General features: G+C 67.0%; 16 protein-coding genes. 7 read left to right on the top strand and 9 right to left on the bottom strand.

The features are described 5' to 3' along the window. Positions 1 to 81 precede the first annotated feature (81 nt). Positions 82 to 1,254 carry a TetR/AcrR family transcriptional regulator gene (locus tag OSB52_RS06170; protein WP_266060757.1) on the top strand — a complete coding sequence of 391 codons (1,173 nt, stop codon included), beginning with the start codon at positions 82 to 84 and terminating at the stop codon, positions 1,252 to 1,254. A 127-nt stretch (positions 1,255 to 1,381) separates the two neighbouring features. Further along, positions 1,382 to 2,314 carry an adenylate/guanylate cyclase domain-containing protein gene (locus tag OSB52_RS06165; protein ID WP_235722845.1) on the top strand — a complete coding sequence of 311 codons (933 nt, stop codon included), beginning with the start codon at positions 1,382 to 1,384 and terminating at the stop codon, positions 2,312 to 2,314. Here the strand turns inward: OSB52_RS06165 and OSB52_RS06160 are convergent. The 4 genes from OSB52_RS06160 to OSB52_RS06145 are packed head-to-tail and all read right to left on the bottom strand — an operon-like array spanning position 2,281 to position 5,346. Continuing rightward, entirely contained in the window at positions 2,281 to 3,360 is a 1,080-nt protein-coding gene (locus OSB52_RS06160) for a sulfate/molybdate ABC transporter ATP-binding protein (protein WP_266060756.1), read from the bottom strand. The two genes, OSB52_RS06165 and OSB52_RS06160, sit on opposite strands and share 34 nt — an antisense overlap. Next, the gene (locus tag OSB52_RS06155; protein ID WP_266060754.1) at positions 3,357 to 4,139 is read right to left on the bottom strand and encodes an ABC transporter permease; all 783 of its coding nucleotides are present in this window, start codon (positions 4,137 to 4,139) and stop codon (positions 3,357 to 3,359) included. The genes OSB52_RS06160 and OSB52_RS06155 overlap by 4 nt, the downstream gene beginning before the upstream one ends. After that, positions 4,139 to 4,912, bottom strand: a complete 774-nt coding sequence (modA, locus tag OSB52_RS06150; protein ID WP_372512341.1) for a molybdate ABC transporter substrate-binding protein — start codon at positions 4,910 to 4,912, stop codon at positions 4,139 to 4,141. The genes OSB52_RS06155 and modA overlap by 1 nt, the downstream gene beginning before the upstream one ends. A 32-nt stretch (positions 4,913 to 4,944) precedes the next feature. Further along, positions 4,945 to 5,346, bottom strand: coding sequence for a TOBE domain-containing protein (locus OSB52_RS06145; protein WP_235722849.1), 402 nt, complete (start codon positions 5,344 to 5,346; stop codon positions 4,945 to 4,947). 246 nt (positions 5,347 to 5,592) lie between these two features. Here OSB52_RS06145 and OSB52_RS06140 point away from each other — a divergent pair, with 246 nt between their 5' ends. Further along, complete coding sequence (locus tag OSB52_RS06140) at positions 5,593 to 6,609, top strand: ATP-binding cassette domain-containing protein (protein WP_266060753.1); 1,017 nt, start codon at positions 5,593 to 5,595, stop codon at positions 6,607 to 6,609. Continuing rightward, positions 6,606 to 7,454 (top strand): ABC transporter permease, encoded by an 849-nt coding sequence (locus tag OSB52_RS06135; RefSeq protein ID WP_266060752.1) that lies wholly within the window; start codon positions 6,606 to 6,608, stop codon positions 7,452 to 7,454. The genes OSB52_RS06140 and OSB52_RS06135 overlap by 4 nt, the downstream gene beginning before the upstream one ends. Positions 7,455 to 7,505: 51 nt before the next feature. On the opposite strand, the gene OSB52_RS06130 is transcribed toward OSB52_RS06135, so the two are convergent. Next, entirely contained in the window at positions 7,506 to 8,813 is a 1,308-nt protein-coding gene (locus OSB52_RS06130) for an ROK family protein (protein WP_266060751.1), read from the bottom strand. Between the two features lie 214 nt (positions 8,814 to 9,027). Here OSB52_RS06130 and OSB52_RS06125 point away from each other — a divergent pair, with 214 nt between their 5' ends. Then, a complete protein-coding gene (locus tag OSB52_RS06125) occupies positions 9,028 to 9,171 on the top strand; it encodes a hypothetical protein (RefSeq protein WP_266060750.1) in 144 nt (47 codons plus the stop codon). 210 nt (positions 9,172 to 9,381) lie between these two features. Next, a complete protein-coding gene (locus tag OSB52_RS06120) occupies positions 9,382 to 10,428 on the top strand; it encodes a sigma-70 family RNA polymerase sigma factor (protein ID WP_266060749.1) in 1,047 nt (348 codons plus the stop codon). Positions 10,429 to 10,451: 23 nt separating this feature from the next. On the opposite strand, the gene OSB52_RS06115 is transcribed toward OSB52_RS06120, so the two are convergent. Next, on the bottom strand, positions 10,452 to 10,883 hold the full coding sequence (locus tag OSB52_RS06115; RefSeq protein ID WP_235722855.1) for a VOC family protein: 432 nt from the start codon (positions 10,881 to 10,883) through the stop codon (positions 10,452 to 10,454). 97 nt (positions 10,884 to 10,980) lie between these two features. On the opposite strand from OSB52_RS06115, the gene OSB52_RS06110 reads away from it, so the two are divergent. Then, complete coding sequence (locus OSB52_RS06110) at positions 10,981 to 11,667, top strand: histidine phosphatase family protein (RefSeq protein ID WP_266060748.1); 687 nt, start codon at positions 10,981 to 10,983, stop codon at positions 11,665 to 11,667. A gap of 265 nt (positions 11,668 to 11,932) precedes the next feature. Here OSB52_RS06110 and OSB52_RS06105 read toward each other — a convergent pair whose 3' ends face one another. From OSB52_RS06105 to OSB52_RS06095, 3 genes are read right to left on the bottom strand one after another with little or no spacing between them, the layout of a single operon-like run. Further along, positions 11,933 to 12,670 carry an SDR family NAD(P)-dependent oxidoreductase gene (locus OSB52_RS06105; protein WP_266060746.1) on the bottom strand — a complete coding sequence of 246 codons (738 nt, stop codon included), beginning with the start codon at positions 12,668 to 12,670 and terminating at the stop codon, positions 11,933 to 11,935. Further along, the gene (locus OSB52_RS06100) at positions 12,663 to 13,688 is read right to left on the bottom strand and encodes a phosphotransferase family protein (RefSeq protein ID WP_235722858.1); all 1,026 of its coding nucleotides are present in this window, start codon (positions 13,686 to 13,688) and stop codon (positions 12,663 to 12,665) included. Before OSB52_RS06100 ends, OSB52_RS06105 begins: the two co-directional genes overlap by 8 nt. Beyond that, a complete protein-coding gene (locus OSB52_RS06095) occupies positions 13,685 to 14,899 on the bottom strand; it encodes an acyl-CoA dehydrogenase family protein (RefSeq protein WP_266060745.1) in 1,215 nt (404 codons plus the stop codon). Before OSB52_RS06095 ends, OSB52_RS06100 begins: the two co-directional genes overlap by 4 nt. Positions 14,900 to 14,916: the final 17 nt, after the last annotated feature.

Genomic DNA, 14,916 nt, shown 5'->3' with positions numbered 1-14,916 from the left:
AACGTGGAATAACTTGTTTGGCTATAGCGGGTGGTCAGGGACTCACTTGCATCGCTAGATATGCGCTATGGTCGATTCACCATGCCTACCGAGAAGCCCACCCGGCGCACCCGTCCGGCCGACCGCAAGAGCCAGCTCATCGAGCAGGCCGCCGTGCTGTTCGCCGACCGCGGGTACACCCAGGTGTCGCTGGCCGACATCGCGCGGGCCGCAGGGGTCACGGCGCCGTCGGTGTACCGGCATTTCGACGACAAGCAGGCCCTGTTGGCGGCCGCGGTACTCGCCGGCGTCGACGACCTCGAGGCCTGCACCGGTCGCGCGATGGCCGACCCCGATGCCCGGGTCGACGACCTGATCGCAGCGGTCTGCATGCTCGGGGTACGACGCCCGCAGTCGACATCGTTGTGGCGTTGGGCAAGCCAACATCTCACCGACGAACAGAACCGCGAGGTGGTCCTGCGCACCCGCGCGATCCTGCACCGCTGGGGCGCGGCGCTGGCCGAGGGAACCGACCTCGCCGAACGGGAGGCGGTCACCCTGGCGTGGGCGGTGCTGAGTGTGGCGGGCAGCCTGTCGGTGCACAACACCCGACTCTCGACAACGCGATCGCTCGAGGAGGTCGATCTGTTGGTGCGGCGGGTGATCGTCCTGCGACCGGCCACGGCGCCACCCCTGCCCCCGCTGCCACCTCCGGGCGCCGGCATACCCACCCGACGCGATGAGATCCTGGATGCCGCCGCGGCGCTGTTCGCCGAGCGCGGGTACAGCGGCGTCGGCGTCGACGACATCGGCGCCGCCGTGGGTATCACCGGGCCCAGCGTGTACAAGCACTTCAGTTCCAAGATGGCGATCCTCGCCGGCATCGGTCAGCGCAGCGCCACCCGCCTCGAAGCCGGCGTGATGGCCGCCTATGCGTCCACCTCCGACCCGGCCAAACTGCTTGCGCTGCTGGTCGACTCGTATGTGAACGTGATCACCTCCACCCCGGATCTGTCCGTGTCGTTCAACAACTCCTATGCACTGGCCGGCCAGCCGACGGCGCATGACCTGATCGACATCCAGCGCCGCTATGTGGCTCGCTGGGTGGACCTGCTCACCCAGGCGCAACCTGAGCTGACGCGCGAACGCGCGGCCATCGACGTGCACGCGTCCCTTTCGGTCGTGAACGACGCGATCCGCATGCGGCGCGGCGTCCATCGACCCGAGTTCGGGGCTCAGATGGCGTATCTGATGAAGGGTGTGTTGGGGGTCTGAGCGGCGTACACCTACTCGCGCACCTATCGATCATTCGCGCGTGAAATTTCACGCGCGAATGATCACCGGGCGCGCGGGAACCATGTTCCCGGACCGCGCACCAGCCGGCCTCACCTAAGCTGACCCCATGACGACACCGGGCACCGGCGAACCGCGCTACACCCGCGACGAACTCGTCGCCGAGCTGGGGTTGAGCGCTGAGTATGCCGAGAAGATCTGGAATGCCTTTGGTTTCGCCCGCACCTCGACGCCGGACAAGATCTTCACCGAGGCCGATCTCGACGCGTTGCGATTGTTCGCCGACTCCGAGGACACCATGCCGCAGACCGCGCAGGTGGCCACCGCGCGGGCCATCGGCCAGACGATGGCCCGCTTGGCGGATTGGCAGGCCGATCAGCTCCGCGAGTTCGACCGCGATCCCGACGTCCCGTTCACGATCGACCAGATGTCGGCAGCGCTGGGGCAGGTGCAACAGCTGATCTGGCGCCGGCACCTGGCCCTGGCCCTCGACCATGGCGTGGAGCTCGAGTCCGACGAGAGCCACGATCTGGTGGTGGGGTTCGCCGACATCGTCGGCTACACCAGTTTGTCTCGCCGGATCGCCCTCGACGAACTGGAGCAACTGCTGGAATCGTTCGAGGAGAACGCCTTCGAGATCGTCGTCGCCAACGGCGGCCACGTCATCAAGACGCTCGGCGATGCGGTCATGTTCACTGCGCACCACCCATCGGAGGCCGCCGTGATCGCGATCGCCATCCATCGACTCTCCGAGTCCGACGAGATCCCGCCACTGCGCGTCGGGCTCGCCCGCGGACGGGTGCTGAGTCGGCTCGGCGACGTCTTCGGTGAACCGGTGAACATCGCCGCACGACTGGCCGGATCGGCCCGCCCCGGAACGATTCTGGTCGACGACGCAGTCGCCACCGGCCTGGCCGAAGACGAACGGTTCTATCTCCGGTCCATCCCGTCACTCAACGTCCGCGGATATCGTCGTCTCAAAGCGAGAACCCTGGAGGTCAACAAGTACTACGACGGACCGGTCGACGACGGCACCCGATAGATCCGCACCTCACTGGCCTTGACCACCATCGTCACCTCCAGCCCGGGCGCCATCGCGAGGTCGGTCACCGCCGACCAGGTGACCTCGGCGTCCACAACTTGATCACCACACAGAGCCCGCACCACAGCATGATCGCCCCTCGGCAGCACATCGGTGACCTGCGCACGCAGCTCGGTGCGCGGGCTCCCGTGGGGTGCCTGCAGATAGACGGCCACCGCCCGCGGCGAGAACGCGGCAGCACACGCGTCGCCGGCACCGAGATCGTCGGCGGCGACACCGACCACCTGCCGGCCGCCGCCGTCGTCGACGGCATCTGCGTGAAACCGTCCGACGAAGAGATTCAGCCCGGACAACGAGGCCGTGAACGGATGCCCAGGCCGCGTGAGAACGTCGGCGGTCGGCCCCTCGTCGACAATCCGCCCCTGGTCGAGAACGATGACGTCACGGGCCAGCGCGACCGCGTCAATCAGATCGTGGGTCACCAGCACCGTGGTGCCGCGTCGTTCCGCGAGAAGTTCCCGTAGCAGCGATCGGATCTGCTGCGCCACGGAGACATCCAGCGCCGCGAACGGTTCGTCCAGCAGCAGGACGTCGGGCTGCACCGCGAGCGCCCGGGCCAGCGCCACCCGCTGCGCTTGACCACCGGACAACTGGCCGGGCATGCGGTCGGCCAGGTCGGCGACGCCCACCGCGTCGAGCCAATGGTCGGTCCGGGCGGCGATCTCGGTGCGTCCCAGTCGCGCTGCGGCGGGCCCGAATGCCACGTTGCGGCGCACGCTCAGATGCGGGAACAACCGCGCCCGTTGTGCGAGCAACGCCACCGACCGCCGATGCGGGGCCACGAACTGCCGCGCATCCTGCAACACCCGGTCCCCCACCAGCACGCTCGACCCGGCACTTCGCCGCAACCCCGCCAGCACCGACAGCGCGGTGCTCTTGCCGGCTCCGTTGGGTCCCATCACCGCCAGGGTGCAACCCGCCTCCACCTCGAAATCGACAGCCACCGAGGGGTTCTCCACCCGAATCCGTGCGGACAGCGCACTCATGTCGCCGCCGTCCCACTCGGCCGCAGGTGCACCGCCACCACCACGACAAGAGCGACCACCATCAGCACCAATGCCAGTGGCAATGCTTGTGCGGGATCGTTGATCGCATCGAGATAGATCCGCAGGGGCGCCGTCTGAGTGGTCCCCGGCAGATTGCCGGCGAAGGTGATGGTGGCCCCGAACTCGCCGAGCGCCCGCGCGAACGCCAACACCGTTCCGGCCAACAGCGACGGAATCACCAGCGGCAAAGTCACTTTCCACAAAGTCCGGGTTGGACCCGCGCCGAGGGTGGCGGCCACCTGCTCGAACTCGCCGTCTGTCGAGCGCAAGGCACCTTCGACACTGATCACCAGAAACGGCAACGCGACAAAGGTCTGCGCCAGGATCACCGCCGTCGTCGTGAAGGCGATGGTGATGCCGGCGTCGTCGAGATACTGCCCGACCACCCCGTTGCGCCCGAGCGCATAGATCAGCGCCAGGCCCCCGACGACGGGCGGTAACACCAACGGCAACAACACGAGTGCCCGAATCACCCGCACCACGATCCCGTCGGATCGCGCGAACACCACCGCCATCGGCACCCCGAACAACAGACACAGAGACGTACTCGTCAGCGCGGTGACCACCGCCAAGCGCAGCGCATCCAGCGATTCCTGCGACGTCACGGAGGCGACGAAATCCTGCCACGGCATCCGGACCACCAAGGCGACCGGACCGATCAGGATGAATGCCACCCCCACAGCGGCGGGGGCATACAGCCAGACGGGTATCCGACGCATCAGGCCGGGGCGGGAGTGAACCCGGCCGCACCCAACACCTCGGCGCCGGTTTCGCCGAGAACCATGTCGACGAACATCTGCGCGTCGGCCGCGTGCGGGGTGCCTTGCAGTGTCGCGATCAGGTACGAGTTGACCACGGAGGCGAACGCCGGGTCACCCACCGCCGACACCGTGTTGCCCGCCCCTTTCGCGTCGGTGACATAGACGAGTCCGGCATCGGCCTGCCCCGAGGTCACCTTGGCCAGCACTGCACTGACCGAAGTCTCTTCACTGACCGGCGACAACTCGATACCCGTGTTGCGTTCCACCTGGGCGGTCGCCGCGCCACACGGCACCTCGACCGCACACACCACCGTCGAGATGTCCGGATTGGTGAGGCTCTCGAACCCGTCGATGTTCTTCGGGTTGCCTGACGCGGTCACGATGACCAGCGTGTTGGTGGCGAAGATCTTCGGATCGACTGCAGCATCGCCAAGTCGTTGCATGGTCGCCTCATCCGCGGTGGCGATCACGTCGGCGTCGGCGCCCTGCTGGATCTGGTTCACCAACGCCGACGAACCGGCGAAGTTGAGCCGCACGTCCACACCCTCGTGAGCCTTCTCGTACATGTCGGCGATCTCGGTGAAGGTCTGCGTCAACGACGCCGCGGCATAGACGTCGAGTACCGAGTCCGACCCGGTGTCGTCATTCGAACACCCGACGCTTCCCGTCGCGACGGCCAGCGTCACACCGGCAACCACAAGTGCTCGGCGGAACAACCCAGAAATCTTCACGCAGTCTCCTCAACTCATCTCTACCGATCCACTCAATCCGGTCGTCGCTCCACGATCACGGTGGTCGCCTTGACCACGGCCGTGGCCACCACACCCGGTTCGAGCTGCAGCTCCCGCGCCGCCTCTGAACTCATCAGCGAGGTGACCTCGAACGGCCCACATTGCATGCTGACCTGCGCCATCACGCCGTCGGCGATCACTTCGGTGACCAGTCCGGTGAAACGGTTACGTGCCGACCGGAGCACCGGGTTGCCGTCGTCGGGTGGGCGTCGCGCGCGGTCACGCGCGAGGGCGGCGAGTTCCGCTCCGTCGACGGTCGCCACACCCTGCTCGCCACCCGCGTCGCTCAGCTGGCCGGTGCCCACCCACCGGCGCACGGTGTCATCGCTGACGCCCAGCAACTCGGCTGCATCTCGGATACGAATCGCGGCCACGACCCAACAATATCCGCAGAATCGGGTATTTCAGTGCAGAATACCCGTATACGCGGAACGCCAGGTTTGGGTTGACTTCGAGTGAAGTTGAAGTTCTCCCGTGATCTGACATATCGGACTTCGCCGTAGCGCCGCGGCGATGATTTTCGGGACGCGCGCGGGTCTGTGTACCTGACGGGGCAGCGCCGTCCCGACACCGAAAATTGGCTCGCCATCTGTCAGACCCCATCGATATCGTGGAGAATCATGAGCTCACCCACTGCTCCGGCGGTAACGCCGGCCACCCCGTCGACGCGCGACGTCGCCATCGAGGCCGTTGATCTCGTGAAGCGCTTCGGCGATTTCACCGCGGTCGACGGCGTCAGTTTCACCGTCCCCCAGGGATCGGTCCTCGGCCTGCTCGGGCCGAATGGCGCAGGAAAAACCACCACGGTGCGGATGATGACGACGCTGTCCCCACCCACCAGCGGCACCGCGCGGGTCGCCGGGTACGACGTCATCGAACAACCCGACATGGTCCGCCGCAGCATGGGTCTCACCGGTCAGGCCGCGACGGTCGATGAGATCCTCACCGGCCGGGAGAACATCCGCATGATCGGCGGTCTCTATGGCATCGGACGCAAAGAACTCGCACGACGCTCCGAGCAACTGCTCGAACAGTTCTCGCTGACCGAGGCCGGCGACAAACAGGTCAAGTCGTATTCCGGCGGCATGCGTCGCCGGCTCGACCTGGCGGTGAGCCTCCTGGCCGCGCCACCGGTGTTGTTCCTCGACGAACCCACCACCGGCCTCGATCCGCGCAGCCGCACCGAACTCTGGGATGTGCTGCGCGACCTGGTCAAAGGCGGCACTACCCTGCTCTTGACCACCCAGTATCTGGAAGAGGCCGATCATCTCGCGGACAACATCGTGGTGATCGACAAGGGCACCGTCATCGCGCAGGGCACTTCGCTGCAACTCAAGGAACAGGCCGGCGCGGCCAGCCTCGTGCTGACCGTGTCCGACGCCGCCGACATCCCGGCCGCCGAGGCACTGCTGCGCAAGACCGGCGGTGAAGTCTTCATCGACGAGGGTGCCCGCAAACTCACCACCTCCGCCGACGGCCTGGCCGACCTCACCCGGGTCGTCGGCTGGTTCGACGAGAGCGGCATCGCCGTCGACGATCTCGGCCTCGCCCGGCCCAGCCTCGACGACGTGTTCCTGTCGCTCACCGGCCACCGCGCCGAAGACGCAACCTCCACCGAAGAGGAGCAGAACGCATGACCACCACCGCGTTCACCGGCAGCGCCATCTCCCAGCGCCCGGAGATCCATCAGACCACCATCTGGCAACAGTCCTGGATCATGGTCAAGCGCAACATGATCCACACCCGGCGGATGCCGGAGATGCTCTCCGACGTCACCATCCAGCCAATCATGTTCGTGCTGCTGTTCGCCTACGTGTTCGGCGCCTCGATCACCAACACCGGCGGACCGTCATACAAAGAGTTCCTGCTGCCCGGCATCATGGGTCAGACGATCGTGTTCACCGCCTTCATCGTCTCCACCGGCATCACCGCCGACCTGGAGAAGGGCATCATCGACCGGTTCCGATCGCTACCCATCCGCCGCTCCGCGGTGATCATCGGGCGCAGCATCGCCAGTCTGCTGCACTCATCGATCGGCATCGTGGTGATGGCAATCACCGGCCTGGCCATCGGCTGGCGTATCCGCAACGGTTTCGTCGACGCGGTGCTGGCCTTCGCCCTGCTGCTGCTGTTCGGGTTCGCGATGATCTGGTTCGGCATCCTCGTCGGGTCGTGGCTCAAGACCGTCGAGGCGGTGAACGGTTTCATGTTCACCACCTTGTTCCCGATCACCTTCCTGTCCAACGCGTTCGTGCCCACCGACCCGATGCCGACCTGGCTGCAGACCATCGCCGAGTGGAACCCCATATCGTCGCTCGTGCAGGCGCTTCGCGTGCTGTGGGGCAACGGGCCGGCCGCGGGCCCCGGCGAGCCGTGGCCGCTGCAGAACCCGGAGTTGGCGACACTGATCTGGTCGGTCGCGTTGACGATCGTCTTCGCACCGTTCGCGCTGCGCGCCTACAACAAGCGCACCATCGACTGAGCCAGCTGTTGAGTGAGTCAGACGTTGTGGTTTCCGCAACGTCTGACTCACTCACGCCGTCACGGCCAACGCCTCCAGCGGGTCTGCGTAGATGGCATCCAGCGACACCGCACCGGCGGCCTGCTGCTGCACCGTCGACCCCGAATGCGACACGCGCACATCCCGGTTGGCGACCACCGAGGTGGCCTTGAGTGCTTTGGCCACGGTGGGCAGTGTCGCGGGAAAGTCGGTGAACGCCTGCCCGCCGAGCACGATGTGGTCGGGATTGAAGATGTCGGCGATCAACGCGACCGTGCGGCCCAGCACCTCGGCTCGTTCCTCCAGCAACGCCCGCGCGGTCGCATCACCGTTGCGGGCGCTGTCGTGCACGCCCTCGATGTCGACGACGCGCAACCCCAGCGCCTGCGCCGCGGTCACCACGCCGGTGTCGCTGGCGGCCGCCTCCAGTTGCCCTGTCTTCGCCGGGTCGAGCAGGGTGGTCGGCCCGGTCGGGAAATGCCCGATCACCGGCGGCCCCGCGGCCGGCGTGTGGACCGTTCCGTCGACGCAGAACGCGGTACCCACCATCTCGCGGGCATAGAAGTACAGGAAGCTCGACTTCTTCTGTTCTGGATTGACCACCAGTTCCGCCGAGGCCATCGCCTCCACATGCGATGCCACCGACACCGGCAGACCAACCGTCTCGGCGATCACCCGCCCCACCGGGGCGGCAGTCCAGCCCAGTCGTGGATGGTCGACGAGTCCACCGGTAGCAACCCGGCCGCCGAGGGCGACACCCGCCCACAGCACGCGACGACCCGTCCAGCGGGTCAGGAAGCGGCGAGCGCTCTGGCCGATGGCGATGAGGACGTCAGCGGGGGTGTCGGCGACCGGAGTTTCGATCTGGATCGCCCCGACGACCCGGTGATAAAGGTCGTGGGTGGTGATCGAGGTGACCTTGTAGCCGATGTGGATGCCGAGGGTCAGGAAGTCGGCGACGTTGAGTTCGAACGGTAAACGCGGGCGGCCGATGGCCCCGGCCGGTGCGAGATCGGCCCGTTCGCGCAGCAGCCCGGCCTTGAGCAGGGCACCGACCTGCCGGTTCACCGTCGATACGCTCAGGGCGGTCTGCTCGGCGGCCTCATCACGGAAGACGGGGCCGGCCAGGCGCGCCGTGCGCAGGACGAGGGCGGCGGGTTTCGACGACAGCTGCAACTGAGGCGTGGCGACGTGAATGTCGGGGGCCCCCTTCCGAACCCGCTCTCGGCGAGACGGCGACGTCCGGGCCGGTCCCGATCTGGCGCCGACCGGCACGGGGGAAGCCGCGCGGGCGGGTGCAGTGGTGATCGCGGTGGATCGGTGGTCGAGCGTTGCGGTCATCTGTGTGTCCTCATCGAATGTGCCACATCCGGCCCGGCCGCGCGTCTGTGCGCGCCGGAGTCGAGGTGACGAAGAGAGTGGGCGTTCGAGGCCCGAGGGCGAATGTGCGGGTCAGCGCATTCGTCGACAACACAGGACACGCGCCAACGGCAGCCGGCAGCCCAGTGCGGTGGTCACATAGGTGACCTCTGGGAGTCGGGTGGTGGCGTGCGTCATGTCGATCAAGCTAGCAACGGCGCAGGTCGACCGGCAACCGCCGCATCCGGGGATCACCGCCTTGCGTGACCGGCCGGCAGGGGCGTTCACCGGCGAATATATGCCTGCGCGTTGCGGCGCCGACCACTTGCGCGCAGCGTGATTCCAAATCGGATTCCGCAACGGCCGCGCGGGTCGGCGGTCCCCCTCACAACCGCCGACCCGACGGATTCCCCGCCGCGGCGCGTCCCCGGCCGCTGGGGCCGGAACGCGCAGCCACGGTTTGGACGCATCAGCCTCGCCCCCGGTTCCATCGGATGTGTCATCCATTCACAGGCTGACCTTGTCAGAGGTGTCCCGTAATCTTGATCACATGTCCACCGCGACCACCCAGACCGCGCCCGACGACGACTTCGTCGGGGTCTTCGAGCCGTACCGGCGCGAGATCCTCGCGCACTGCTACCGCATGATGGGCTCGCACCACGACGCCGAAGATCTACTGCAGGAGACCTACATCAGGGCGTGGCGCGGCTACGGCAAGTTCGATCGCCGGGCCTCGGTGCGCACCTGGCTGCACAAGATCGCGACGAATACCTGCCTGACGGCACTGCAGAGCAAGCAGCGGCGCCCGATGCCGTCGGGGCTCGGCGGGGACGCCTTCGACCCGACCGACACCCTGCTACAAGACCACGAGGTCCCCTGGCTCGAGCCGTTCGCCGGCACGGTCGACGAGATCGCACCGGGCGACGATGCCGATCCGGCGTATGTGATCGGTGCACGCGAGTCGATCCGACTCGCCTTCATCGCCGCGCTGCAACATCTCCCCGAGCGACAGCGGGCGGTGCTGATCCTGCGCGATGTGCTGCAGTGGAAGGCGGCCGAGGTCGCCGACACCATCGGCGTCACCACCGCGACCGTGAACAGCTTGCTGCAGCGTGCCCGGGAACAGCTCAAGAACACCCCCGGGCCCGACCAGTCACCGAGCGTGCTCGACGACTCGACCAAACGCGAGTTGCTCGCGAAGTACGTCTCGGCGTTCGAGCGCTACGACATAGACGCGATCGTCGACCTGTTCACCGAAAAATCCATCTGGGAGATGCCCCCGTTCACCGGTTGGTATCAGGGGGCCGAGGCGATCGGCGAACTCATCGCCCGCAACTGTCCCGCCGAGGGGCCCGGCGATCAGATCCTGTTGCCGACGGTGGCCAACGGACAGCCCGCATTCGGGCTCTACATGCGCGAGCCCGATGGCGTGCATCGTCCGTTCCAGTTGCAGGTCCTCGACCTCGGCGCGGACGGCACGGTCGCATACGCGGTGGCGTTCTTCAGCTCGACGATGGAGGAGGATTTCGCCAGGTTCGGTCTGCCGCCGACACCGTACGACGCGCCGGCGCGCACGTCTCCGAGCCCATTCCACTGACTCCCCCGCACCGACCGTATTGCTCAGCAGACCTCCGCGGCCTCATCCGGACCCGCGGCGATCTGCGCCGGGTCCATCCACAGCACCTCCCAGGCGTGCCCGTCGGGATCGCAGAAGCTCCGGCAGTACAGGAACCCGAGGTCCTCGGCGGCACGGAGGTGGGTGCCGCCGTGGGCCAACGCCGCGTCCGCGTACCGATCGACCTCGGCGCGCGATGTCGCCGACACCGCTACCACCGTCTCCCGTCCGTACCGCGGATCGGCGAGGGCACCCGCGGCGTAGCCGGCAAAGCGTTGTGCCCGATGCAGCACCACCCGACAACCGTCGTTGACCGCGAAACACACCGTCCCCTCGTCACAGAACAGCGCGTCGAACCGGAAGCCCAGACGGGTGAAAAAGGCGCGTGACCGTGCCACGTCGGCTACGGGCAGATTGACGAACACCATCGTCGACACAGCGGACACTCCTCGATCGCGGACAGACCTGCAGGTGCAGACCGCGGCACCAGCCCGAACTCATCGGCGTCGGCCGCTACGCCATAGGGTGTGACCCATGGGCGTGATCTATCTGGTGCGGCATGGGCAGGCCGATCCGAATGCGTACGGTGTGTACGGCTCCGACGAGCCGCCGGTCAACGGACCGGGCGGTCTCACCGACGCCGGACAGCTGCAGGCGCGCCTCACCGGTACCCTGCTGTCCGGTCTCACCGATACGATCACCGCGGCGCTCAGCGGCGATCTGCCGCGACAGTCACAGACCCTGGCGGGTGTTCTCGCGCAAGTCCCCGGTGCGCCGACCCCGGAGGTCGACCCTGATTGGAACGAGTACGCCCTGCCCGCCCTGGTGGGATCGACCAGCGCCGAAGAGTATCGCGACGGCCGCAGCTATCAACAGCGCCTCGACGCGGGGCTGGCCGACTGGATCAGCGGAACCGGTGAGCACGGGACCGGCGAGACCTTCACCGATTTCGCCAAGCGGGTGCGCGCCGCCGCCGAACGCGCCACCGCGCTGGCTGGCTCAGGACAGACGGTGCTGGTGGTGTCGTCGGCCGGCACCATCACGCAGTGGCTGGCACAACTGTGGGAGATTCCGCCGAGCGCGTGGCCCGCATTGTCTCGCACCATGGTCAATGCATCGGTATCGAAACTGATCGTCGGACGCAGCGGCGTCTCGGTGGTGTCGTTCAACGAACACGCCCACCTCGCCGACCGGGAGGGTGGGCTCGCCACGTTCCGGTGATCTCGATACGGCTCCTCGCTGCGCTCGTCACCTACTCGATCAGCGAGGGGAAGCTCGTCCACTCGAACAGCGAGGAAAAACCCGCCCACTCGAACAGCGGGGGAACGGCCGACTCGAACAGCGGGGGAAGCTCGTCCACTCGAACAGCGAGGAAAAACCCGCCCACTCGAACAGCGGGGGAGCGTCCACGGATGAGGCGCTCCACTCGCCGGTCGAGTAGCAGGACCGGCGACGAAGGAGACGGCCCTGCGTATCGAGACCCCCGTCACGCCCGGTGCAGGTTCTCCCCCGGCCGCGTCAAAACGACGTTGGGCAGCACAGCATTTCGCGACAACTGGGTCACCGAGTGGGCGATGGTGGCGACGTCGCCGACGGTGATCATCTCCTCGCCCGGGATCGTGTCTTTGAGCCAGTCGGACATGTCGGTGTCCACGTAACCCGGGGCGATGGTGGTGGCGCTGACCCCGTTGACCGACTCCTCGAGATTGAAGGTCTCACACAGCGAGATCAGGGCCGCCTTCGTCGCCCCGTAGGCGGACAACTCCGGCTCCGGGTAGACACCCGTGATCGACGCGACCGCGATGACCTTTGCCGCACCGGCGATCTCGGCGGTCGACCGCAGCACGGGCACCAGCGACTGCAACAGGATGTACGGCGCACGCACATTGACCTGATAGAGCCGGTCGAACCTGCGCACCGGAAGGTCGGCGACCTTCCCCTTCTGTCCCATACCGGCGTTGACGACCAGCGCGTCGCAACGCCCGAATGCCTCACGGTGCGCCGCGGCCAGACCTTCTACCGCGTCTGCGTCGGTCATGTCCGCCGGGATCACCTCGACCCGACCGGCCCCCAGATCGCCGAGTTCACCCGCGCGCAGCTCGAGCGCATCACGTCCGCGCGAACTGATGGTGAGATCCCATCCGTCGGCGGCGAACCGCTCCGCGATCGCCGCGCCGATACCACGCGACGCGCCGGTTACCAGCGCAACCTTGTTGTCAGACACGATTTTTCCCCCTCAATGTGCTCAGACCCGCCGAAATGAAATCGCCGGTCGCCTCGGCCGCGCGGTCCGCACCGTCGGATGCCGCACCGGCTCGTGCCCGATAGGTGATGCCTTCGGCGATCACGCCGAGCTTCAGATTCGCCAGCGCGAGATAGAAGTCCCAGTCACCCAGGTCGCCACCGGTACGGGTGGCGTAGCGCTGCGCCATGTCGTCGGCGGAGGGATACCGGTCGCTGGTCCAGGCTGCGTCGAACCCGACGACGCGGTCAAACCCCTTGCGGCGGTACACACACATCAGTGCGATGTCGGTCAGCGGGTCACCCAGCGTCGACATCTCCCAGTCCACCACTGCCCGAACAGTTCCCGGGTCGTCGGCGGACAGGATGGTGTTGTCGACGCGGTAGTCTCCATGCACGATCGTGGTGTCGGCCTCGGCCGGGATCCGCTCGCTCAACTCCGCGACCAGCCGGTCCACATCGTCGAGGTCGCGTGTCTTGACGTGCCCCCATTGCCGCGCCCAGAGCTTCACCTGCCGGGCCGCGAACCCGTCGGGTCGACCGAAATCGCCGAGACCGACGGCCCGGAAGTCGACGGCGTGCAGCCGCACCAGGGTGTCGACCAAACCGTCGACGTTGCGGTCGATCTCATCGTCGGACAGCGCCGTCAGATCGTCGTCGGTACGGATGATCCGGCCGTCGACGAACTCCACCACTGTGAACGGCGCTCCCAGCACCTCGCCGTCGGAGTCGATGGCCACGGCGGGCGCCACCGGCACGTCGGTGGATTGCAGCGCGCTCGTAACCGCCCATTCCCGGTTCATGTCATGCGCCGAGGGGGTGAGCCCACTCGTCGGCGGACGCCGCACCACCCAATGCGATTCGTCGTCGCGCACACTGAAGGTGAGGTTGGACTTGCCGCCGCTTATCAGGTCCACCCGAAGGTCGCCGACGACCCCGACGCCTTCGCGGACCAGGAAGTCGCGCAGCAGCGTGGAATCCAGCGCAGGATGCTCGCTCATCGGCCGGCCACCGCCTGGGCGGCCTTCTTCGCCCGGCCGATGGCGCGCCGTGCGATCGCCCAGCGATGTACCTCCGAGGGTCCGTCGTAGATGCGGAACGGCCGCAACTCCTGCTGCAGTCGGGCGATCGGCAGGTCCTCGGACACGCCGAGGCCGCCACACATCTGCATGCTGCGGTCGGCGATACGGGTGTATGCTTCGGCGGTAAAGGTTTTCGCGATGGACGTCTCGTTGGAGGCGTGGCTGCCGGCGTCAAGTTCGTGGCATGCCTTGACCAGCAACGCCATGCTGGCGGCGAGGTCGATCTCGTTGTCGGCCACCATCTGTTGGATCATGCCGAGGTCACCGAGCTTGCCGCCGAAGCCTTCACGCTTGGAGACGTAGTCGACGGCGACGTCGTGGCAGCGTTGCGCGGATCCGAACCACCGCATGACGTGGGTCATCCGCGCCGGGCCGAGGCGCACCTGCGCATACCGGTATCCTTCGTCGACCTCGCCGAGGATGTCCTCATCGGGCACGAACACATCGGTGAAGCTGACCTCACAGTGTCCACCGATCATCGACCGGTCGGTCGTGACGATGTGGCGGTCCACGGAGATGCCCGGGGTGTCGGCGGGGGCCAGGAACATGGTGGCGCCGCCCCGATCACCGGGTGCACCGGCGGTGCGGGCCATGATGATGAAGAAGCCGGCCCCCTCTGCACCGGTGATGAACCGCTTCTCGCCGTTGATCTTCCATCCGCCGTCGACCTTCACCGCCGCGGTGCTCAACGCATTGGGGTCCGAACCCGCCCCCGGTGACGGCTCGGTCATGGCGAAGGCCGACCGCACGTCGCCGGCGGCCAGTGGCGCGAGATACTTCTGCTTCTGCTCGTCGCTGGCGATGTGCGCCAGCATGTGCACATTGCCCTCGTCGGGGGCGCCGATGTGCAGGGCGATCGGCCCGAAAGTGGAATAGCCTGCAGCGGCGAACACCGGCGCCCGATCGGACATGTTGAGGCCGAGCCCGCCGAACTGCACCGGTGCGTGCGGCGCAAAGATGCCCTCGGCCTTGGCCTTGGCATTCATCTCCCGTCGGAGATCGTCACCGCCGGCGGCGTTGATGTCCCCGCGGTGCTCGTTCTCCAGGGGCAGGACATAGTCGCGGACGAACCGGGTCGTCTTCTCCACGACTTCGGTCACATCGTCGTCGTAACGCAGGTCAACGGACATCGCATCTCCTCACCGGG

It is taken from the genome of Gordonia aquimaris (genome assembly GCF_026262595.1).
GTDB lineage: Bacteria > Actinomycetota > Actinomycetes > Mycobacteriales > Mycobacteriaceae > Gordonia > Gordonia tangerina.
This window is presented reverse-complemented; position numbering and strand designations above follow the sequence as displayed.

Excerpts from the sequence above, each read along its gene's own strand:
- OSB52_RS06170 (WP_266060757.1), top strand. The coding sequence starts at position 82 with ATGCCTACCGAGAAGCCCACCCGGCGCACCCGTCCGGCCGACCGCAAG.
- OSB52_RS06165 (WP_235722845.1), top strand. The coding sequence starts at position 1,382 with ATGACGACACCGGGCACCGGCGAACCGCGCTACACCCGCGACGAACTC.
- OSB52_RS06160 (WP_266060756.1), bottom strand. The coding sequence starts at position 3,360 with ATGAGTGCGCTGTCCGCACGGATTCGGGTGGAGAACCCCTCGGTGGCT.
- OSB52_RS06155 (WP_266060754.1), bottom strand. The coding sequence starts at position 4,139 with ATGCGTCGGATACCCGTCTGGCTGTATGCCCCCGCCGCTGTGGGGGTG.
- OSB52_RS06140 (WP_266060753.1), top strand. The coding sequence starts at position 5,593 with ATGAGCTCACCCACTGCTCCGGCGGTAACGCCGGCCACCCCGTCGACG.
- OSB52_RS06135 (WP_266060752.1), top strand. The coding sequence starts at position 6,606 with ATGACCACCACCGCGTTCACCGGCAGCGCCATCTCCCAGCGCCCGGAG.
- OSB52_RS06130 (WP_266060751.1), bottom strand. The coding sequence starts at position 8,813 with ATGACCGCAACGCTCGACCACCGATCCACCGCGATCACCACTGCACCC.
- OSB52_RS06125 (WP_266060750.1), top strand. The coding sequence starts at position 9,028 with ATGTCGATCAAGCTAGCAACGGCGCAGGTCGACCGGCAACCGCCGCAT.
- OSB52_RS06120 (WP_266060749.1), top strand. The coding sequence starts at position 9,382 with ATGTCCACCGCGACCACCCAGACCGCGCCCGACGACGACTTCGTCGGG.
- OSB52_RS06110 (WP_266060748.1), top strand. The coding sequence starts at position 10,981 with ATGGGCGTGATCTATCTGGTGCGGCATGGGCAGGCCGATCCGAATGCG.
- OSB52_RS06100 (WP_235722858.1), bottom strand. The coding sequence starts at position 13,688 with ATGAGCGAGCATCCTGCGCTGGATTCCACGCTGCTGCGCGACTTCCTG.
- OSB52_RS06095 (WP_266060745.1), bottom strand. The coding sequence starts at position 14,899 with ATGTCCGTTGACCTGCGTTACGACGACGATGTGACCGAAGTCGTGGAG.